This is a genomic window from Pseudomonas sp. S5D5, from assembly GCF_003013355.1.
Classification (GTDB): domain Bacteria; phylum Pseudomonadota; class Gammaproteobacteria; order Pseudomonadales; family Pseudomonadaceae; genus Aquipseudomonas; species Aquipseudomonas aylmerensis.
Map to the genome: position 1 here is coordinate 6131577 of NZ_PTEO01000001.1, position 21317 is coordinate 6152893.

Here is a 21317-nt window from a genome sequence, read left to right on the forward strand (position 1 = left end):
ATGGTGCTTCTGGCTGGCGCCTTGATGTTCCTTGCCGCCCTGGTGCTGGTGGGTGGCCAGGTCCTTGAGCATCGCCGGCGCGATCGCCGCGTCTCCGAACGGTTGCAGGGGCGGACCGGCAGCGATGACAAAATCGGCGCGTTCATGCGCCAACTCGGCGGCAGCAGCCTGGCCCAGCGCTCGGTCAGCCTGGACAATGAAACCCAGGTGCTGCTCAACCGGGTCGGTTGGCGTAAAGCCAGCCAGCGCTCGCTGTTTGCAGCCTTCCAGGTCGGCGTGCCGATTGTATTAATGGGCCTGACCTTCCTCGGCCAGGAGCTGTTTTTCCCGCAGGCCGCCCCTGTGTGGATTGCCCCCGCGGTTGCCCTGGGCATCGGCTACCTGCTGCCCAAGCGTGTACTCGCCGCGGCCGCCAAATACCGCCAGCAGCGGATCGCCAGAGAGATCGCCACCTTCATTCCACTGCTGCGCATCCTGTTCGAATCGGGCATGGCGGTTGAACAGTCTCTGCGCGTGCTGGGTAACGACGCGCAGCGCTTACTGCCGAGCCTCACCCACGAGCTGCGCCTGATCCTGGCCCGGGTCGATTCCGGCCTGGAGCTGGGCGAAGAACTGGGTAAGACCGCCCGCCTGCTTGAAGTGGACGAGTTCACCGACACCTGCATCATCCTTCAACAATTGATCCAGCAAGGCGGCGGCGCGATGAAATCGCTGCTGGCGCTCAAGCAGTTGCTGGATGACCGCCGGCTGACCCGCCTGCAGGAATACATTTCGAAGATGTCGGCAAAAATGTCGGTGGTGATGATGGTGTTTCTGTTTCCAGCCTTGCTGATCGTGCTCGGCGGCCCCGCCTTTATCGGCATCGCCCGCGCCTTGAGCCACTTTTGAGGAAACCCTGATGAAAGTACTGATCGCCGGCCTGGCCCTGTTGATGCTCGGTGGATGCGCCACCAACGGTCAATCGCCCTGGGCGGCGTTGACCACACCCGGCAGTTGCAGCAAGCCCAGCGCCGACCAGGAACTGGCGTTGAACCTGTCCGATGACCTCGCCAACGAAGGCAAGCTGCACGCCAGCCTGGCCAACCTGCAGAACCTGCCGGACACCTTGCCCCAGGTGCGCCAGCGCAAGGCGCGTAACTACCGTTTGTTGGGCCGCAGCGAGGCTGAGCCGCTGTACCGCAGCCTGCTCGGCACCTGCATGACGGCCGAGGGCGAGCACGGCCTGGGACAACTGGCCGCCGCCAAGGGTGACAACGGCCAGGCGATGGCCCACCTGCAAAGGGCTGCACGCCTGGCACCTACCGACGAAAAAATCCGCAATGACCTGGGGGTGGTGTACCTCAACCAATTGCGCCTGGAAGACGCGCGCTTCGAGTTCATGACGGCCATCGAACTCAAGCAGGGCGAACCGTTGGCGGCCGTGAACCTGGTGACCCTGCTGATCTATCAGGATGACTGGGGGCAAGCGGCAAAAGTGGTCAGCCAGTTGGGCCTGAGCCCCGAACAGGTCACCGAGGCCCAGGCTCGCGCGGTGAAACTCAAGGAGTCCAGCGCGGCAGCACGCAACGTCGCGGCAGTCAGTGATGCGCTGCCGGTGATCATCAAATAAGGAGTCGACGATGAAAGCCTATTACCTGGTTTACCTGGCGTTGCTGCCGCTGAGCGCAGTGGCCATTCCACCCGGCCCTTCGTCTCCACAGCAGGCAGAGACGGAGAACTGGATGGCGCTGCAGATCAATGGCCGAGCCGCCTCGCCGACACCGCAAAAGACCACGCCCACCGAAAGGGAGCAGGCCATGCAGCGTTGGCTCGACAGCAACAAGCATCCGATTCCGGAGTTCTTCGAAGCGTCATCCAAAGGCGGGAAGAGTCAATAACGCTGCGCGCGTCAGTGGGCCGTCACCCGCTGGCGCATTGCCGAATTGTTCGGCGACAACGCCAATGCCAGTTGGGTGCGGTTATGCATATGGGTCAGGCGCAAGACCTGGGACACATACAGCTTGACCGTGTTTTCGGTGATGCCCAGCTCGCAGGCAATCTGATAGTTGGTCTGGCCCTTGCCCACCAGCCGCGCCACGTCCAGCTGACGGGGCGAGAGCTGATTGAAGATGGTCGGGATTTCCACCGGCCCGGCCTCTTCGGCTGACTCGCCATCGTCGGGCAGCCCTGCATTCGGGCTGCGACGTACTTTGTCGAGGTCCTGGTACAAGTCATTGATCGACTCGGAAAGGTACTGCAGCTTCTGGTTCAGGTGCCCCAGTTGCAGCTCTTTTTGCCGCTCCTCCAACGCCGCTTCCTGGCGTTGCAGGCCTTCGAGCAATTCATCGAGGTTGATCGGCTTCTGGTAGTAATCGGAGATGCCCGCGCGCAGGGCCTTGATCACGTCCTGCTTGTCGGCACGCCCGGTGAGCATGATCGCTTCGAACGCGCGCTGCTTGCCGGCGACCTTTTGCATGGCCTGGACCAGCTCGATGCCATCCATGTCGGGCATGTGCAGATCACACAGCACCAGGCCGATCTCGGCGTCTTCGCTGAAACGCTTCAAGGCGTGGCGGCTGGACTCACACGGGACACAACGATAACCACTGTTTTCGAGAAATTCGCAGAGCTCTTCCACGATCAGCGGCTGATCGTCGACCACGAGCACTTTTACTGCCGATGTGAGCTTGTTCACGCGCTACTCCATGCCTGGCAAGCCAATAGATTGACCTATCCCTTTCGACGAAGAATCCTATACATCTACTCAATAAACGTAGACCTACTTTATGACTATGTACATAGCGATAGAGGCGTTGTGCGACTAATGGATCCAAAATAAATACAGTGCAAAACCTGTCAATAAAAACGGCGCAAAAGGCTGTTTTGTTGACGCCTCCACACCCGGTTTCGCATGGCCCGCGCTAACCCATTGATGGATAAGCAGCCACGCGCCCAGGACGGGTGCAGCGCCGATCAGCGACCACAACAAAGGGTCCACGGTGGTGGCCATTCCCAACGCGGCCAACAGCTTTACATCGCCCGCGCCAAAGCGTCCCAGCACATAGCCCGGCAGTCCCAGCAGCAGCGCCAGGGCAAACGCCCAGCCACCCTCCTTCGCCGGCGCACCCAGCCAGGTGACACCCGTCCAGCTCAAATAAAGTAAGGCCAGCAGCCCAACCCCCAAGGTCAACCCATTGGCGATCTGTCGCTGACGCATATCCTGCACCGCACAGAGCCCCAGCCAGAGCACTATCACCACGCCATGAATCACCTAAAAAACATCCCTTTTTGCTGATTGATTCTATGCTGATATCAGGTAGTAGCCGTCAGGGTAGACGCAGTCATGAAAACAGGCCTCCCCAGAAAGCAAAAAGGTGCTGCGGCGATCGAGTTCGCCCTGGTCTTCGGGATCTTCTTTGCCGTGTTTTATGGGTTGGTCAGCTATAGCCTGCCGCTGTTATTGATGCAGTCGTTCAACCAGGCCGCAGCCGAGGCGGTGCGCCAGGCCATGTCGATAGACCCGGTCGCGGCCGGAACCGCCTACCCCACGCAGGTCACCCAACGCGCGAAAGATACCGTCGCCGCGCAATTGAGCTGGATCCCCGCAAGCTTCCAGTTCCAGCCCTCCTTCGTCAGTGCCACCTACACCGGCACCACGCTGACCGTCGCGATCACCTACCCCAGTGCCAACCTCAACTCGGTATTCCCGGCCCTGGTGATCCCCGGCATAGGCAACGTACCGAGCCTGCCGACCAACCTGACGGCCAGTTCGAGTATCCAGTTTTGACCGCGGGGGATAACCTTTTCGGGCGCCTGTCGGGCCGCACCCGCCCGCAGGTTCTCGAGCCGCAAGCGGTGCCGGCTGCCGGGCTGCATGTGCGACTGGATGACCAAGGCCGTGTCGTCAGCCTCAGCGGCACGCTGCGTCAGCAATTGGCCGCGCAGAGCGTGGCCGAAGCCCGGCCATTATTGCGAGACCTGCTGTGTGCCGGCAGCGCGCTGAGCGTCGAAGGCCACCCCGCCGACTGGCAACGTCAAAGCCTCGACCTGGATTTCCAGGGCATCGGGCAGGTGCTGCACACCCGCGGCTGGGTCGAGCCAGAGAGTGACGGCTGGATCCTGCGCTTGCTCGACATCGGTGACTTGCTGACCGGCAGGCAACAGGCCGGGCAGCGCGAGCAGAACCACCAACTGGCTGGCCGCATGAGCGAGCAGTTGCGCGTCTGCAGCCTGGGTCGCTTGCCTGACGTGGTCACCGAGCAGCTGCGCAACCTGGCACAGCATTGGCGAATCCCCTGTGTTGCCCTGGCAGTGCCGGATGACGACGAGCGGGGTTGGCGGATCTACAGCCAATACACTGCCCATGACGCACCGGCCTTGTGGCAAACCGGCCAGTACCTCGGCACCGGCCTGGACGGCGTCAACGGCAACGTATCGCTGCGCCTGGCCGAGGCACGCAATGATCACCCGCGCCTGCTCAGCCTCTTCGGCCATGCCGACGGGTTGCTGGTGCCGTATCGCGACGCCGAGGGCGTTGCCGCCTGGCTGCTGTGCGGTTGCTACATCGGCGAGCCACAGACCCGCGAACGCGAGTGGCTGGACCTTGCCGCCGCCCTCGCCGCGCCGTTGCTCAGCCGCCTGCGCGAACAGCGCGCGCACCAACAACTGGAACGCATGGAAGCCCTGCAAGGCCTGCTCGGCACCGGTTGGTGGGAACTGCTGCCCGCCACCGAGGAAATCCAACTCGCCCCGAGCCTGTTGCGCAGCCTCGGCCAGGAAGACGGCGCGACGCGCCAGGCGCTGGGCCTGTGGCTGGAGCTGATTCATCCCGCCGATCGCCAGGAACTCAACAGCCGCCTGCAGGATTTACAGGCCCTGGGCAAACCCCTGCTGACCAGCGTCCGCCTGCAACGCACCGACGCCGACCAGCCGCTCTGGTATCGCGTGCAGGGCCAGGTACTGGGCGCGGGCGACAGTCGGCGCTGGATCGGCTTCATGCTCGACATCAGCGACATCAAGAACCAGCAACTGCAAGCCGCCGCCGCCCATGCGCGCCTGGACAACCTGATCGCGAGTTCTCCGGCGGTGATCTACGTACAACGCTACGTCGGCGGCGCGTTGCACCCGGCCTTCTTCAGCGACAGCCTGCTGCCCGTGCTGGGCTGGACCCTGGACGATTGCAGCCATGACAGCCTGGCCGCACTGATCCACCCCGAAGACCGCGACCTGTACTTTGATCGCACCCGCCAACTGCTGCGCGAAGGCAATGTGCGCAGTCGCTACCGGGTGCGTGACAAGCAGGGTGCCTATCATTGGCTGCTCGACGAGGCCAAGTTGCTGCGCGATGACCTGGGCCTGCCGGTAGAAGCTGTCGGGCTGTGGCTCGACGTGACCGAGGCGACCCTGGCCGCCGAGCAGATCAAGCAGAGCGAAGAACGCTATCGCATCCTGGTGGAAGACTCGCCGGCGATGATCTGCCGCTATCGCCCGGACTTGACCCTGACCTTCGGCAACACGCCACTGGCCAACTACCTGGAGTGCCGGCCAGAGCAACTGCCGGGGCTTCACCTCGGTGATTGGTTGTCGGACGAACAGCGCCAGGCATTTATCCAGCGCATCCGCCAACTGACCCCGGAATTCCCGGTGAGCACCGCCGAAATCAGCCTGCAACTGCCGGGTCGTGAACATGCCTGGTGGGTGTGGTCCGACCGTGGTGTATTCGATGAGCAAGGCATATTGGTGGAAGTGCAGGCCGTTGGCCGCGATAACACTGAGGTACGTCGCTCCCAGCAACAACTGACCCAGAGCGCGAAGATGGCCACCCTCGGGGAAATGGCCACGGGCCTGGCCCACGAGATCAACCAGCCGCTGAATGTGATGCGCATGGCCATCGTCAATGTGCTCAAGCGCCTGGGCAACGGCGACGCGCAGATCGACTACCTGACGGAAAAGCTCCAGCGCATCGACGCCCAGGTCCAACGCGCGGCGCGTGTGGTGGACCATATGCGCGTGTTTGGCCGCCGCTCGGAAATCGAACAGCAGCCCTTCGACCCCTCCCAGGCCGTGGAGGGCACGCTGTCGCTGCTCGGCGAAGGGCTGCGCGGCAAGGGCGTGGACCTGCGCGTCACCCCGGCGGACTTCAGCGTGCAGGTCAAAGGCTACGCCGACCAGCTTGAGCAGGTGCTGATCAACCTGATGGTCAACGCCCGTGATGCGCTGCTGGGCAAACGTGAAAACAACCCGCAGTTCCGCCCGTGGATCGCCGTGCACTGCGAGCACGACAGCCGGCACGTACGCATTTGGGTCGAGGACAACGGCGGCGGCATCGACCCACGCTTGCTGGAGCGGATTTTCGAGCCGTTTTTTACCACCAAGCCCATTGGCGTCGGCACCGGGTTGGGGTTGTCGGTGAGCTATGGGATTGTGGAAAACATGGGCGGACGGCTGAGCGTCACCAATGGCGAGCAAGGCGCGCGGTTTTGTGTGGAACTGCCGGTTGTTCAGCCAGGTTAGATCACCAGGTAGGCGCGGCCCATGTGGCAGGTGAGGTTGGCGCCGACTTCGGCGTTGCCCAGGCTGATGCCGAGGGCCGAGAGCAGCGTGTTGACGATGGGGTCGAGGACTGGTGCCAACACGGTCTGGACCAGGCTGATCACCGAACTGACGATGCTCGCCAGGGCAGTGGTGACCGTGCCGTTCGCCGCGCCGGGCGTGCTGCCACTGGGTGGCACATAGGTAACCTGCAAGCCGCTCAAGGTCGCCCCCAGGCTATTGATGATATTGGTGGTGCCGGGGGCGTTTTGGTAAGTCGGCGTCGCGTTCATTTCGGCCACCGGTAAAAACACCATCGAGTTGGTTTGCGCAGCCACCGTGGACAGCGCCATTAAATTCAGGCCCCCGCCTACACCGGCGGTACGCGGGCCGCAGAGCAGGGTCAGGACCACGCAATAGCGCTCGCCAAAATCGATCAGCCTGATGGGTTGCACGCTGACCGGTGCCTTTGAGGAAAACGCCGCAACCGGGTCAACATAGCCCACACCCAGGGTCGCGAGTGAGGTGGTGGTCTTCACCGTCAACGACTTGGTAGCCGGCGTGGTGCAGGTGAAGTCCGTCACGTAGCTTTGCGCGCTGGCCGCCTCGATGTAGATGGACAAGGACTGAGTGATATCGACGTCAGTGACATTACACGCCACCAGGCACAACACGCCCCCGACCACTGCCGGTAGATTCAGATTCAGCAGCCCGCCGACAACCTTGGATACCGGTGTCGTCAGCCCGCTCAGAATCGAGGAAACCCCGGAGACCACCTTGAGTATCGGCGCCTGCACAACCACCAATGTCCTGACTTGCGCGGTGCGCACAAAAATCTGATTGGTGGGGGGGGTGTTGGCCAGCCCGGCCTTCGCCAGCAAGGGATTGCCAATCGCCGACATTTGCGGAGGCTGGATCACTTGGGTCTGAATCGAGACGCTCCCCACGACGGGAATGTTCACCTGCGTAGCCACGCTGACGGCGGTCTTGCTATTGGACAGTTGCGCTACCGTCTCCAGCAGTTGAAACAGCTGCACGCTGGAATTCAACGCGGCCGCCGGCGTACCGGTCGCCACATTCAGCAGGCTGCCGACTGTCAGCACCTTGCTATTGGGGGCGATGGCCTTGATTGATAGCACGTCGTTGACGACCGCCTGGACCGCCGAGCCATTCTGCTGCAGCACCATCACCGCGGCATTGATCAGGTCGGTGGCGGACACGGCGGTGTTCAGCAACGTGGTGTAGTCACCCGCTGTCACGCCCAGGTTGATCGCCAACTGGTTGAGGTAACTCAACAGGTTCACATTGGTTTGAAGGATGCCATTCCAGCCGGCTGCGGTGATCGACAAGCTGCCACCCAGCAGATTGCCGATGACCAGGTTCAATAGCGGTGACTTCGTGGAATCCACCGACACCAGGCTGCTGCGGATCGTCAGCTGTGCCACCGGCGGTGCATACGCGGCCACGGCGGTCGCGCTCAAGGTCATCTGGGTGGACACCGGCACGCCGCTGAACATGTTCCAGAGACCACTGGCGATGCTGGTCACCACGCTGCGCGTGGCGATCACCCGCACGGCATCGTTTTTTGTGGGGTCTGCGCTAAACACGCGGACATTGCTGGCATTGGTCACCAGCGAGCCGCAGGTAACTGCCAAGCCACGACTGGTGTCGCCCGCAACCACGGTGAAACCATTGCGGGTGGCGTTCTGCACCGCATAGTCATTGGCGGTAGTCGAGGGCGTGCACAGGCCGCCACGGCCGGCGGCTTCCAGGGCAGCAGTGTCGGCGATGGACTGCAGCCGGCGCTTTTCCATATACAAGCGACCGCTGTCCACTGCCAGCAGCATGAACACCAGGGCTACCGCCAGGGTACCCGCCGCCATCAAGCCAATTGCACCACGCTGCCGGGAACCAAGTCGGGGAGACATCAGGCACTCCTTAGCGCTTACTCTCCGTAGTTGGTGTGAAGTGTAGACAAGGCTTGGAGGGTGCGCTGGCCCGGCGCCACCCGGGTGACTAACGGGAATTCACCGGCTGCAGCAGGCCTCATGCGGGAGCAAGCCTGCTCCCACATGAGGTAGGTGGTGGTTTTTAGTGAGGGGGATAGCTGGAGAGGACGCGATTGACCGTCGTACGGATGGCTTTGTCGCGATCCTGCGGGTTTGGGGAAGTGGCCATCATTTGCTCGTCACTGCCGCGCCACACCAGCTTGCCGTCCTTGCCGTCGAGCAGGTCGATCTGGATGGTGGCGACTTTGTAAGTCACGTTGCGGGTTTCGTTGTACATCGGCCCGCCCCAGTAGCCATTCCAGGGGCCACCCCAGGCGCCGCCGTAGTTGGTGGTGACTTGCTGCTGGCGGTCCTCGACGATGAGATAGGCCTGCACGCTCAAGTCAGCCTTGGTGCCTGCCGCAGCCGGGCGCAGGCCACGCTGGTCGAGTTGCTCACCCACCGCCTGGCGAATGCGTTGCTCGGTAAGGTCGCTCTTGATCCGTGGATCATCCGGGCGGTATTGCAGCGCCGGGTCTTTCCAGGCCCAACTGCGGTAGGCCCCGAAGTCCCGGCTGGCATCAAAATCGTGGTTGACCTGGGTATTCTGGCAACCGCCCAGCAGCACAACAAACGCGAGCGTAGCGATACGACGAAACATGGTTGTTCTCCAAAGAGCGACCTGCACTTGAAATGAGAATAGCTGTTAACTCGGAGGATAGGCCGTCATTGCCTTCTGCACCGCCTGGCGCAAGGCATCCCCGCGCTCACTGAGGCTTCCCTGGCTGCCCGTCTCCGCGCTGGCACTCCACACCGGCTGGCCCGTGCGGGCATCGAACAGATTGACGCGAACCACCACCACCTGCACTTCATAGGTGCGCACGATCGGCACGGAGTTGTACATGCCATAACCATTGCCATAGCGGTTGTAGCCGCCGTAACCATAACCGTAGTCATCCTGGACTTGCTTGAGGCGCTTCTCCAGGCGCACATCGGCGCTCACGAACAGGTCAGCCGGACGGCTGTCGTGCAAGGGCCGCAGGCCGCGCTGGTCAAGGGCACCGCTGACCGCCTCGGCAATTTGCGCCGAATCCGCCCAGGCTGTGCCGGCCGGCAGTTGGCCGTTGCGCCAGGCCCAATTGCGGTAGGCGCCATAGTCACGCACCGGCGCCGGGTAGGCGCTGGCATCGAAGGTGTTGGCTGCCTGCGCGGGGGCGGGCGGGATCGGCGCTGAAGCAGCCACATAAGGGTTGGGACTGGAACAGGCGCCCAGCCCAAGGGACAACAGGATCAAACAGAGACGACGCATTTCGACCTCCGCAGACTGGGCCGCTTATACCGGACGGCAGATCCAGTGCAAATAACGCCCAAGTCCGGCAAAGCTTGGGTGACGACGGTGAGCGAGTTCCATCTCTACAAGGTCCTGTAAATCCGCGCGGGCCTGGAATTCCACCGGCATATAGTCGTGGAAAACCCGCACGCCACTCTGGCTTTCGACCTGCCAAAGCCCCTCGAGTTGCGCCGCCAACTCACGTGGGTCCAGCGGTTGTTGCGGGGTCAGGCTCTGCTTTTCGCCGGCCAGGTCATTCTTGCGCATTTTGCGGAAGTGGCCCTTGAGCAGATTGCGATAAATCAGCGCATCACGGTTGTAGAACGCCAGCGACAGCCAGCCGCCAGGCACCGTGAGCTGGTGCAGCACCGGCAGGATGGCGTGGGGTTCGGCCAACCACTCCAGCACGGCATGGCACAGCACCAGGTCGTAGGGTTCGGTCAGTTGGCCCAGCAGGTCTTGCCAGGGCGCATGGATGAAGGTCGCCGTTTGTCCGGCCTCGGTAAACCGTTGGCGTGCGCCCTCGAGCATCGGCTCGGCGGGTTCGGCCAGGGTCACCTGATGACCGCGCTCGGCCAGCCACAGCGACATGTGCCCAAGGCCCGCGCCGATATCCAGCACACGCAGCGGGCGGCCAGGCAGCGCTTCGGCCAGGTCGGCCTGGAGTACCGCCAGGCGAATCGCGCCTTTGGCGCCGCCGTAGATCTTTTCGGCGAAGCGCGTGGCCAACTGGTCGAAATGGCGGTCACTCATGGGCGAACCGCCGTTCACTGTCGGCCAGCTTGGCGCGCACCACCTCGTTCATGTCCAGGCCCAGCTCACTGCACAGCAACAACAGGTACAGCACGATATCGCCGACTTCCTGCCCGGCGTGGGCGAGTGTGTCGGCAGGCAACTGGCGGGACTGGTCTTCGGTCAGCCATTGGAAGATTTCGACCAGTTCGGCCATTTCCACGCTGGCGGCCATGGCCAGGTTTTTCGGGCTGTGGAACTGCTTCCAGTCGTTGGTATCGCGGATGCGGTGCAGGCGTTCGGTGAGGTGTTCGAGGTTCATGCGGGGGCTCCTGAAGGTGGATAGCTTCGGGGGGAATGGCTTTGAAGGCAAGTGAACCTTTGGGGCGCTATCACCGGCAAGCCGGCTCCTACGGTTTGGAATACATTCCCCTGTAGGAGCCGGCTTACCGGCGATGGCGGTTCAGTCGACGACGCTGAATTCGAGCCGGGCGGTCTGTCCGGCTTCGTCGAGAACGCTGAGCTGGTAGCGGCCCAGGTGCTCGAAGCTGGCATTGATAAATTCCTGGTTGGCGCTGTCACCCAACGGTGCGCCATTGAGGAACCACCAGCGCCGGCCACTGCCGCCCAGGGCGGAGAGTTTCAGGCGCAGGGCTTGTTGGCTGGCGGCCGGCAGGCGCAATTGGTCACCTTCGCGCACGCCGACGATGGACAGCGGCGACGAAGCGGCCAAGGCCGGCGGCGGGCAATCAGGGTCGGCCGGCGGAATCCGCGCTTCACGACGCTCCGCCCTGGGTAGCCAGGGTTCCAGCGGCGCCGGCCACAAGGCAATGTTTTTCGCCACCGCGCCAGGGCAATGGGCATCCACTCGCAGGCCCTTGGCATTGACCCAGACGCTTTCCATCAAGCCTACGCTCAACGGTTGATCCAACGCCTGCAAGGTCGGCGGCGTGGTGTTGTCCAGCGTCCAGGCAAACCGCTGGCGACGGCAATTAGGGTCGCTGCGGCTCATGGGCTGGCCCAGTGGCCAACAGATCGCGGCCACGCCGACATTGGCCGGCACCGGTTTGACCGCTGCGCTGATACCGCGCTGGCTGTCGCGGTTGGTCAGTACATCGTGCACCTGCAGCATCAACGGCGCCGCCGACGCGAGGCCGAACTGCCCCGGCACCGGCGTGCCGTCCGGGCGGCCGATCCACACGCCGATCAAATAGCGCGGCCCGACACCAATCGCCCAGGCATCGCGAAAACCGTAGCTGGTGCCGGTTTTCCAGGCCAATACCGGGCGCTGTACCAGTTCGGCGCGCGGGTCACGGTCGGGCCGTGCCTGGCCGCTGAGGATGCGGCGGATGATCCAGGCGGATCCTGGCGACAACATTGGCCGCTCTCTCAGCGTATCGTCCGGCTGTAAACGGAGAGTGGCGCTCTTGCCATCCCGGGCGAAGGCACTGTAGCCGCTGACCAGGTCTTCGAGGCGGCTGCCCGCGCCGCCCAGGATCAACGCCAGGTTGGGCTCGGCCAACGCCGGCAAGGCCAAGGGCACACCGCCGATACGCATCTGCGCGGCAAAGCGCTTGGGCCCGTAGGCTTCCAACAACTGCACCGCGGGCAAATTCAGCGAGCTGGACAGCGCCGTGCTCGCCGGCACCGCGCCGGTAAACCCCATGGAGAAGTTGCCCGGCCGGTAATCGCCGTAACGTCGGGGCACGTCCTGCAACAGCGATTCGGAATGAATCAGCCCGTCGTCCAAGGCCATGCCATACAGGAAGGGTTTCAACGTGGAGCCTGGCGAGCGCAGCGCGCTGATCATGTCCACATGGCCGAAGCGCTTGGTGTCGTTGATATCCACTGAGCCCAGGTAGGCGCGCACGGCCATGGTTTCCTCTTCCACCACCAGGATGGCGGCGGAGGTGTGTTCCGGCAGGCGCGCGCGCCAGCCCAGCAGCAGGTCTTCGAGCCGGCGTTGCAGGGTGGCATCCAGGGTGGTGCGGATCAGCGGCGGGCTGTCCGGACGGTTCAGGCGCCGAGCGAGCAAGGGCGCCAGGCTCGGTTCCAGGCGCGGGGCGAGCAGCAACGGTTCTTCGAGAGCTTCGTCCACCGCCGGCTGCGGCCATACCTGGAATTCGGCGAGGCGACGCAGCACCTTGTCGCGGGCTTCCTGGGCGCGCTGCGGGTGACGGTCGGGACGCAAGCGGCTGGGTGCCTGGGGCAACACCGCGAGCAGGGCGGCTTCGGCATGCGTCAGTTGCGCCGGCGATTTACCCAGGTACGCCCAACTGGCGGCGGCCACGCCCTGCAACGTGCCGCCAAACGGCGCGCGGTTCAGGTACAGGTTGAGGATCTGTTCCTTGGACAGGTGCCACTCCAACTGCGCCGTGCGCCACAACTGACGCAGCTTGCCGTGGAAAGTCCGCGAGTGGGGGTCGAGCAGGCGCGCGACCTGCATCGACAAGGTGCTGCCGCCGGACACCACGCGCGCGCCCGTCAGGTTCTGCCACGTCGCCCGCACCAGCGCCAACGGGTTCACCCCGGGGTGCTGATAAAACCAGCGGTCTTCGTAGGTGAGCAATGCGTCCAGGTAATACGGCGACACTTCGGCGGTCTGCACCGGGTAGCGCCATACACCATTGGCATCGGCAAACCGCCACAACGGCGTGCCATCCTCAGCCAGCACCACCCGCGCCAGGTCATCCTCGGGCAGCGGCAACGGCCAGATCCGATCCGCCAGCCACAGCAGCGCCACCAGCAACACCACGGCGCCCAAGCCCCAACGCAACACCCGTAGGAGCCGGCTTGCCGGCGATAGCGGTGATTCAGTGGGTAAATGCGTCACAGGCCCACCGCTCTCGCAGCAATGCAGCGACCCGACAAGCCAGCCCCCATACTGAAATGCGTACACCAAAAACAAAGGAAACCCATTATTAAACCTGCAAACCTCTATGCTTCACGGAACTAGCCTGTCGCAATAACAACCAACGCACAGATACGCCCACCTTCTTATCAGGACACACACATGCAGGTAGAAAGCTTCTTCGAATGGTTGGGCCAGGCGCTCGGCTCCGTCATCCGCTTTATCGTCGACGGGCTCAGCGGGTTGTTCGGCGCCTTGACCCACGCGGGCGGCAACTTTATCGAAGGCCTGTCGCGCACGCTGGGCATGGACACGTCGATCATCAGCATCCTCACCCTGATCGTCGGCCTGCTCTTCCTGTACTCAGCCGTACGCGCCTTCATGCGCGCCTCGATCATCTTCGGCATCATTTGGCTGATGCTCGGCCTGTGGCTCCTCAGTTGGGTCGTCCACTGAGCCAAAAACACCCAAAAACCCTTGTGGGAGCGGGCTTGCTCGCGAAGACGCTGGGTCAGTACCCAATACGCTGACTGACCCTACGCCTTCGCGAGCAAGCCCGCTCCCACATTGAGTGCGCATTCAGGTTCCGACCTTCAACGCCCCTTGATCACCAGATCCGCCGGCGTCTCCCCCACCGCCTGCCAGTTCGGCCGGTACATCGACTCCACCTGCGGCGGCGGCACCCGGTAAGTCCCCGGCGTCACTGCCCGTGCCAGGTACAGCAGGTGCGTGGTGCCATACCCGTCGAGGTTCATCGCCGCCACATAGCGGTCATCCCTGAATTCCTGGTGCTTGAGCGATGCATTCTGCATCGACTCACGCCACTCCTTGACCTGGCTGCTGGCGTTTTCCAGGCTCGCCGCGCTTTGCGCCAGGTTCTGGTTTTCCAGCTCCAGGCCCGCGGGCAGCAAGTCCACCACCAACGCGTCCGGCACCCGTTGCTTGGCGCTCACCGCCAGGTGCACCAGCACCAGGTCACCGCTGTTCAGCGTACGCAGGTTCAGCGGCTGACCATTCATGCCGAGGTATTCGCGGCGGATGCTCAGGTTGTCGCCACCGGCTGCCGGTGGCACTTGTGGATAACCCGACAGCGTCAGTTGCTGGTAAACCGGCGTGTCACCCTGATTGCTCAAGGTCAGGTCGCTGGACAGCTGCTTGCCGTCCAGCGCCAGGGTCGACTGCTGGTTATTCAACGCCTGCACACCGCCACTGCCGGTAAGCGATACCTGCCAGTTCGCCTCGGGCTGCGCGAACCCAAGACGCCCGGCCAGGAACAGCGAGTTACGTTCCTGGGTCGACAGGTAAGGGCTGGCCGCCAACTGATCCGACAGTGTGAACAGGCGCTCCTCACGCTTGCCCTTGGCCAGGTCATTCTCTTCCAGCAAGGCCAGGATCATCGCCTGGTCGCGCAGCGGGCTGCCGTAATCGGCCAGCCACTCATTGGCACTGCGCTGGGTTGCCAGCCCCGCCTGCAGCGCCTGGTCGGCGCGCGGCTGATCGCCCATCTTCTGCAGGGCGATGGACAGCTGCACCAGCGGCAGCCCCGAACGTGCTTCGCTGCGTCGTTCGAAAATACTCCGCAGCGCGCCCAAGGGTGCCTGCTGACTGCGCGCCAAGACCATGCCGGCATAGGCCTGCACGGCGAAACGCGTGTGGTCGGCGTTGTCGCTGTAATCGACTTCGATCAGGTTACGTTCCTGCACATACCGCAGCAGGCGTTCGCTGGCCTTCTTCAAGGCCTCGGGCGGTACTGCAAAGCCCTGGTCACGGGCGCGCAGCAGGAAGTCGGTGACATACGCGGTCAGCCAATACTCCTCCTCACCATCGGCGCCCCACAGCCCAAAGCTGCCGTTGTAGCGCTGCATGCCCAGCAGGCGCTCGATGCCCAGCTCGATCTTGCGTTTGCGCGCGGCATCCGGCTCGCCTTTCACCCCCAGGCGCTTGAGCAAAGCGTCGTCGGCGTAGAGCGAGGGGTACAAGCCACTCGCGGTCTGCTCCAGGCATCCATAGGGGTAGGCCTTGAGCGCACTGATCTGCGCACCCAGGTTCAACGGCGGTCGGCTCGACAGACTCAGCAACGCCTCGCGTCCCGACGCATCGAACTGCTCCAGCGTGCCAGCGGGCAGGCTCCACGGCTCGCTTTTGAGCACCGCGCGATAGTGCTTGAGCAGTGCCGGATACGCCGGGCGCACGCCCAGGGTCCATTCGCGGCTGAACGGCGGCAGGTTTTCGCCGGGCAGGTCCAGGCCATTCACGGTCACCTTGACCTTGCCCTGGCCCAGGCCGCCCCAGGCTTTGACCGGGATGCGCAGCGTGGTGCGCTGGCCCTGCTTGAGCTCGACGGATTGCGCGCCGCTGTTGACCAGCTCCAATTGCCCTTCGGCAGTCAGTTGTACATCCAGCTTCTGCGCTTTGCCCGACAGGTTGGACAGGTCCAGCGCCAGCGTGGTCTGGTCACCTCCGGCGAGAAAGCGCGGAGCCGACAGTTCGGCAATCAGCGGTGCGGCAATCACCGTCTTGCCCTCGGCCATGCCGTAGCGGTCATCGCTCCAGGCCTGGGCCATCAGGCGCAACTCGCCGTTGAAGTCGGGGATATTGACGCTGACTTCGCCCTCGCCTTGCTCATTCAGGGTCACCGGTGCGCTTTGCAGCGCAACGATAGTGACGCTGGTATCCGGACGCTTGCCGCCCTTGGCCAGCGCCGCGTCACCACCGAAGGCCAGGCTGGCCAGGCGGCCCTGTCCGGCTTCGATCAACTGGCCGTAGATGTCGAACTGGTCGACACCATAGGCCTTGCGACCGAACAGGCTGGAGTACGGGTCCGGTGTCGGGTATTCGGTGATATTGAGGATGCCCACGTCCACCGCGGCCACCAGCACGTGCACCTGCTTGGGCACGCTGCCGTCCGCATTCTTCGCGGCAATCTTTACCGTCAGCGGTTGTTTGGGACGCATTTTTTCCGGCGCGGTCAGGGTCACGCCGAGCTTGCGCTGGGTGCGGTCCAACGGCAGGTGCAGCAGGCCCACCGCGCGTTTAGGGGTGATATTGGCTTTGCGCTCGCCGGGGCGAATCACCAGCGCGCTCACATACAGATCATGGCGTGACCATTTCGGGTCGAGCTTCACCGCGAAGCTTTTGCCTTCGGCCGGCACGTCGATTTCCTGCCACCACAGCGGCCCTTCGGCGGACTCCACCAGCAGGTAGCCTTTACCGGCAGCCGGCGGCGTGACCGTGACGTTGGCGGTATCGCCGTCGCCATACGCAGGCTTGTCCAACGCCAGCTTGACCTGGTCGGGCCGTACGGCGCCGCCCTCGGTATTGTCCTGGGCCTGGTAACCGGCCCAGAAACGCAGGCTGCTGACCAGGCCGGTCTGCGGGTCTTCGACCTCCACGCGATATGGGCCCCACTCCACCTGGAAGCTGACCTTGGCAGTGTCGCCGGCCTTGATGTTCAGGGTCTGTTCGTCGAGGTTGAGGAATTTTTCGTTGTAGTGATAGCTCCAGCCATCGCTGTCGGAGTAGTTCCAGTAGTAGTCACGACGCTCGCGCACCAGGCGCACCTTGAGGTTTTGCGCGGCGAGTTTCTGCCCGTCCTGATTGGCCACCAGCACTTCGAATTCCGCCGGGCCGTCGCCGTTGGTTTCCTTGCCGTCAAACAACCCGCGCAGGCCCGGCAGCTGTTCGGCCGGCCAGATCGGCTGCACCAGGCGCCGGGTGATCGGGCGCCCGCCCGACTCTTGCAGGCTGGCTTGCACGATCAATTGCAGCGGCGACTTGGCGTCGGCCCATTTGCTTTCCAGGGTGAGGTCTTCCTGGCCTTTGGCGTCGAGGATGCTTTCGTCCAACTCGAAATCCTGGCTCAGCTCTTCCTCGGTGACCGAACCGAACTGGTAGCCCGGCAGTGCCTTGACCGCTTCACGCAGCGGGCGCACATAGACCTGGCCGCTGACCCGGTTGCCCGACGCCGGCGCGCCGTAGAGGTAGCGACCATTGACGTGAATGACCGGGTTATCCGCCGGGCTCAGGGCCGAGTCGCTGCCCTTGAGTTCCAGGGCCAGGCGCTCGGGCAGGAAGTCTTCGACAAGGAACTCATACAGCTGCGGCTTGCCGTCACCCAGGTCGAATACCAATTGCCAGCGCCCGGTCGGCGCTTCGCCCGCCAGTTGCAGTTGATATTGATACAGGCCGGACGCATCGGCATCCCACACGAACTTGCGGCTCACCTGCTCATCCGGGCGACGCACTTCGACGCTCACCGGCTGCGGCTTGACCGCGTTGCCATCCTTGTCGCGCAGCAGGGCGTTGAGCAGCACGGTTTCGCCAGGGCGATACAAATCGCGCGGGCCGAACACAAAGAACTGCAACGGGTGGGACGGCTGGCCGCCGATGTCGAACTCGGCCAGATCCAGCGCGGCGCTGTCGAGGCGCAGCAGGCTGGTCTGTTCGCCTTGCTTGGCGAGCAGCACCTGGGCTTTTTTCGGCAGTGGCAACTCGGCGTGACCACCCTTCTCGGTCTTGCCCTGGCCCAGCACCCGGCCATTGGCATCCAGCACTTCGAGGTCGACGCCGTCCAGGGCCTTGCCGCCTTCGAGCGCCTGGGTGAACACATCCAGGCGGTTGGCATAGCGGTGCACCGACAGGCCGATATCACTCAAGGTGAACAACGTGGCCGGCTGCGAATAGTTGTAGGTGCCCGAGGCGCGCATTACCGCCAGGTACACGCCCGGCTGCTGCAATGGCTTGAGGCCGGCGATCGGCAACAACAGGGTTTCGCGGGTATTGCGCGCAGGGTTCAGGTCGAAACGCCCGCCGTAGACCAGGTCGGCCATAGGTAGCAGTTCGCGCGATTCATACCCTTGCAGGCTGGAGTTGCGGCCCCACTGCGCGAGAAACGATGGCAGCGATTCAGGCTTGATCCGGAAGAATTCGACGTCGATCTTGTCGACGTTCAGCGCGATCACCGGCAAGCCTTCAGCCAGACGCGTCGGCAGCAAGGTGCCACGGCTGGCGAAGCCGACGGTGGCTTGCAGATCACGGGTTTCCAGGCGCGCGCTGTATTCGGCAGCAAGTGTGTTGTCGTTGACCGCCTTGACCCCGGCATCGACCGTGAGCACCAGTTTGCGCTGCGGCTCCAGGTGGCGCAGGCGCAGCTCCATCAGGTTATCGGAGAGTTCCCAGGCACCATCGACCTTGCCGGACTTGGCATCGACCAGATGCAGTTTGTCGGCGAATTTCTGTTCGGGATCCAGTGGAATCGAAAAGCTCACCGACAGGGTGCTGGCGCCATCCAGCTGCACCTCGGAGACATCCACCACACTCAACTCACGCCCGGCATAGCGCTGCTTCAATGCCGCCACATCCACCGCCGCCTTGGCCGGCTTCGGTGCGGTACTCGTCGCCGCTGCTGGAGCGGCCGGGGCTGCCGGTTTATCGGAAGAGTCGCAAGCGCTCAGCAGGGCCAGCGCACAGGCCAGGAACAGTCCTTTGTTAAGCATGGGGCACTCGTAGTGAGAGGGATCCGAGGGGTGAACTATATATCAGCGCCAGCCAAGCCGATGTGGCGCTGGTCACATTGACCGACGGAGGGCAGTTTGGTTCTCGAACGGCTCAAGCCCAGCCAAATCCCACAACCAACACTGACCCCCTGTGGGAGCCCGCTTGCCGGCGCCGACATTCGTTCTGCGGACAGTTACAATGCCGCTCCCCTCGTAGGAGCCTCCATGAATTCCCTGCTCACCGACTGGCGCCACCGCCCCACTCACCGCCGCGTCTGGGCCCTGGCCGCGCCGATGATCCTGTCGAACATTTCGGTGCCGCTGGTGGCACTGGTCGACAGCATGGTGATCGGCCACCTGCCGCACGCCCACCAACTCGGCGCGGTGGCTGTCGGTGCCAGCCTCTACACCTTTCTGGCCTGGGCCATGGGTTTCCTGCGCATGGGTTCCACCGGATTCGCCGCCCAGGCCGCCGGGCGTAATGATGGAGCGGCGCTGCGGCAAATCCTGCTGCAGGGTTTACTGCTGGCACTGGGGTTGGCGATGCTGCTGGGAACCGTCGGCATCCCCCTGAGCCATCTGGCGCTGGAGTGGATGCAACCGTCGCCCGAACTCAACCAACTGACTCGCGATTTCTTCCACACCCGCCTGTTTGGCCTGCCCGCCGCGCTGGCCAGTTACGCGCTGGTCGGCTGGTTCCTCGGCACGCAAAACGCCCGCGCGCCGCTGGCGATCCTGCTGACCACCAACTTGGTGAATATCGCCTTGAACCTGTGGTTCGTACTCGGCCTGGATTGGGGCGTAGTCGGCTCCGCGCGCGCCTCGGTCATTGCAGAATGGACCGGCGCCCTGCTCGGCCTGGTCCTGACGCAAAAAGCCCTGCGCGCCTACCCAGGGCACATCGCCTGGGCTGCGCTAAAGGTGTGGCAAAGCTGGCGGCCGCTGCTGGCGGTCAACCGCGATATTTTTATCCGCAGCCTGGCGCTGCAATCGGTGTTTTTCATGATCACTGTGCAAGGTGCACGCCTGGGTGACGCCACCGTGGCCGCCAACGCACTGCTGCTCAACGGCCTGCTGCTGACCGCGCATGCCCTCGACGGCCTGGCCCACGCAGTCGAAGCGCTGTGCGGCCACGCCATCGGCGCGCATGATCGCCAGGCCCTGCGCCGTTCATTGGTGGTCGCCTGCGGTTGGTCGCTGATCGCCAGCGTCGGCTTCGCCCTGCTGTTCACGTTCGCCGGGCACCTGTTTATCGCGATGCAGACCGACATCCCCAGCGTGCGCGAAACGGCTGACATCTACCTGCCATACCTGGCGGTGCTGCCATTGATTGCGGTGTGGAGTTACCTGCTGGACGGCCTTTTCATCGGCGCCACGCGTGCGCGCGAAATGCGCAATGGGATGCTGCTGACCGTGCTGATCCTGCTGCCGTTCGCCTGGCTGTTGCAGGGCTACGGCAACCACGGCCTGTGGATAAGTTTCCTGCTGTTCATGGCATTGCGCAGCCTCACGTTGTGGGCGATTGCCTGGCGCCTGAATCGGCAGAATCAGTGGCTTGGATGAAATCCACGACCCGATCCAGCACCGGTGCCAGCCAGCGCAACGGTTTGGAGATGGCCGCCACCAGCGTCTGGTGGTTGGTCTTGCCGAAGTAGAACTCCTCCACCGGCACACCGGCCGCCCGTAACGCGTTAGCCAGCCCGCCGGTGTTGCGCGTGGGGTTGACCAGTGTGTCGGACGAAGAGGCGATCAACAGGCTCGGCGGCGCGCCGGCACTGACATGGTTGATCGGCTGGGAGTCCGGGGGTGAGTGGGGGAAGAAAAACACCGGCTTCACGTCGGGGTTTTCAATCGGCAAAAAGTCATACGGCCCGGCCAGACCGATCCAACCCTTGAGCATCGACGGCGACAGGTTCGCTTCGTTGAGCCAGCGCGCATCCAGCGCCAGCATCGCGGCGTTGTAGGCGCCGGAACTGTGGCCCATCACATACAGCTTGTGGGGATCGCCGCCGTATTCGGCGCTGTGCTGATACGTCCAGGCGACCGCTTGGGCACCGTCCTGAAGAAACAGTGGGTAACGCACTTGCGGGTAAAGCCGATAATCGGCGATCACCACCACAATGCCGCGCGAGGCCAGGGCTTCGCCGACAAAACCGTAATCATCCTTGGAGCCACTGTTCCAGCTGCCGCCATAGAAAAACACCACCACGGGGGCGTTCGGCGAAGCATTGGCCGGGCGGTAGATATCGAGTTTCTGGCGGGGATCATCGCCGTAGGCGACTGAGGAGGTTTTGGTGAAGGTGCTGGAGGGCGTGAGTGCGTTGAGCACCTTGATGGGCGAGCAGGCTGCGAGGAAGGCAGCGAATGCCAGGGTGAAGGCTTGCAGCCATTTGCTCGACATCTTCCAGACC

At 63.5% G+C, this 21317-nt stretch carries 17 protein-coding genes; 7 read left to right on the plus strand and 10 right to left on the minus strand.

The window, feature by feature from the left end:
• From C9990_RS28085 to C9990_RS28095, 3 genes are read left to right on the plus strand one after another with little or no spacing between them, the layout of a single operon-like run.
• Window positions 1–888: a type II secretion system F family protein gene (locus C9990_RS28085; protein WP_065900332.1), complete on the plus strand. Its 888-nt coding sequence runs from the start codon at window positions 1–3 to the stop codon at window positions 886–888.
• A gap of 10 nt (window positions 889–898) precedes the next feature.
• Window positions 899–1609 (plus strand): tetratricopeptide repeat protein, encoded by a 711-nt coding sequence (locus tag C9990_RS28090; protein WP_106805268.1) that lies wholly within the window; start codon window positions 899–901, stop codon window positions 1607–1609.
• A gap of 10 nt (window positions 1610–1619) precedes the next feature.
• Window positions 1620–1877, plus strand: a complete 258-nt coding sequence (locus C9990_RS28095; protein WP_065900329.1) for a DUF3613 domain-containing protein — start codon at window positions 1620–1622, stop codon at window positions 1875–1877.
• Between the two features lie 11 nt (window positions 1878–1888).
• On the opposite strand, the gene C9990_RS28100 is transcribed toward C9990_RS28095, so the two are convergent.
• Both C9990_RS28100 and C9990_RS28105 read right to left on the minus strand, forming a co-directional pair.
• Window positions 1889–2674, minus strand: a complete 786-nt coding sequence (locus C9990_RS28100) for a response regulator transcription factor (protein WP_106805269.1) — start codon at window positions 2672–2674, stop codon at window positions 1889–1891.
• 126 nt (window positions 2675–2800) lie between these two features.
• Window positions 2801–3250, minus strand: coding sequence for a prepilin peptidase (locus C9990_RS28105; RefSeq protein ID WP_065900324.1), 450 nt, complete (start codon window positions 3248–3250; stop codon window positions 2801–2803).
• A gap of 72 nt (window positions 3251–3322) precedes the next feature.
• On the opposite strand from C9990_RS28105, the gene C9990_RS28110 reads away from it, so the two are divergent.
• Both C9990_RS28110 and C9990_RS28115 read left to right on the plus strand, forming a co-directional pair.
• Window positions 3323–3766, plus strand: a complete 444-nt coding sequence (locus tag C9990_RS28110) for a TadE/TadG family type IV pilus assembly protein (protein WP_065900321.1) — start codon at window positions 3323–3325, stop codon at window positions 3764–3766.
• On the plus strand, window positions 3763–6492 hold the full coding sequence (locus tag C9990_RS28115; protein WP_106805270.1) for a PAS domain-containing sensor histidine kinase: 2730 nt from the start codon (window positions 3763–3765) through the stop codon (window positions 6490–6492). Before C9990_RS28110 ends, C9990_RS28115 begins: the two co-directional genes overlap by 4 nt.
• Here C9990_RS28115 and C9990_RS28120 read toward each other — a convergent pair.
• The 6 genes from C9990_RS28120 to pbpC all read right to left on the minus strand — a co-directional run bounded on the left by C9990_RS28120 (window position 6489) and on the right by pbpC (window position 13339).
• A complete protein-coding gene (locus C9990_RS28120) occupies window positions 6489–8438 on the minus strand; it encodes a pilus assembly protein TadG-related protein (protein ID WP_106805271.1) in 1950 nt (649 codons plus the stop codon). The two genes, C9990_RS28115 and C9990_RS28120, sit on opposite strands and share 4 nt — an antisense overlap.
• 163 nt (window positions 8439–8601) lie before the next feature.
• A complete protein-coding gene (locus C9990_RS28125; RefSeq protein ID WP_065900307.1) occupies window positions 8602–9159 on the minus strand; it encodes a DUF4136 domain-containing protein in 558 nt (185 codons plus the stop codon).
• 45 nt (window positions 9160–9204) lie between these two features.
• Window positions 9205–9807 carry a DUF4136 domain-containing protein gene (locus tag C9990_RS28130; protein ID WP_065900305.1) on the minus strand — a complete coding sequence of 201 codons (603 nt, stop codon included), beginning with the start codon at window positions 9805–9807 and terminating at the stop codon, window positions 9205–9207.
• Window positions 9808–9831: 24 nt separating this feature from the next.
• On the minus strand, window positions 9832–10581 hold the full coding sequence (locus tag C9990_RS28135; RefSeq protein ID WP_106805272.1) for a methyltransferase domain-containing protein: 750 nt from the start codon (window positions 10579–10581) through the stop codon (window positions 9832–9834).
• On the minus strand, window positions 10574–10882 hold the full coding sequence (locus C9990_RS28140) for a MazG-like family protein (protein WP_016972502.1): 309 nt from the start codon (window positions 10880–10882) through the stop codon (window positions 10574–10576). Before C9990_RS28140 ends, C9990_RS28135 begins: the two co-directional genes overlap by 8 nt.
• Window positions 10883–11023: 141 nt before the next feature.
• On the minus strand, window positions 11024–13339 hold the full coding sequence (gene pbpC, locus C9990_RS28145; RefSeq protein ID WP_106805273.1) for a peptidoglycan glycosyltransferase PbpC: 2316 nt from the start codon (window positions 13337–13339) through the stop codon (window positions 11024–11026).
• A 234-nt stretch (window positions 13340–13573) separates the two neighbouring features.
• Here pbpC and C9990_RS28150 point away from each other — a divergent pair, with 234 nt between their 5' ends.
• Window positions 13574–13867 (plus strand): hypothetical protein, encoded by a 294-nt coding sequence (locus tag C9990_RS28150; RefSeq protein WP_065900299.1) that lies wholly within the window; start codon window positions 13574–13576, stop codon window positions 13865–13867.
• A gap of 137 nt (window positions 13868–14004) precedes the next feature.
• Here C9990_RS28150 and C9990_RS28155 read toward each other — a convergent pair whose 3' ends face one another.
• The gene (locus tag C9990_RS28155; RefSeq protein WP_106805274.1) at window positions 14005–18906 is read right to left on the minus strand and encodes an alpha-2-macroglobulin; all 4902 of its coding nucleotides are present in this window, start codon (window positions 18904–18906) and stop codon (window positions 14005–14007) included.
• 225 nt (window positions 18907–19131) lie between these two features.
• Between C9990_RS28155 and C9990_RS28160 the strand changes: the two genes are divergently transcribed.
• Window positions 19132–20469, plus strand: coding sequence for an MATE family efflux transporter (locus C9990_RS28160; protein WP_065900295.1), 1338 nt, complete (start codon window positions 19132–19134; stop codon window positions 20467–20469).
• On the opposite strand, the gene C9990_RS28165 is transcribed toward C9990_RS28160, so the two are convergent.
• Window positions 20414–21307, minus strand: a complete 894-nt coding sequence (locus C9990_RS28165; protein WP_106805275.1) for an alpha/beta hydrolase — start codon at window positions 21305–21307, stop codon at window positions 20414–20416. The two genes, C9990_RS28160 and C9990_RS28165, sit on opposite strands and share 56 nt — an antisense overlap.
• Window positions 21308–21317 lie beyond the last annotated feature (10 nt).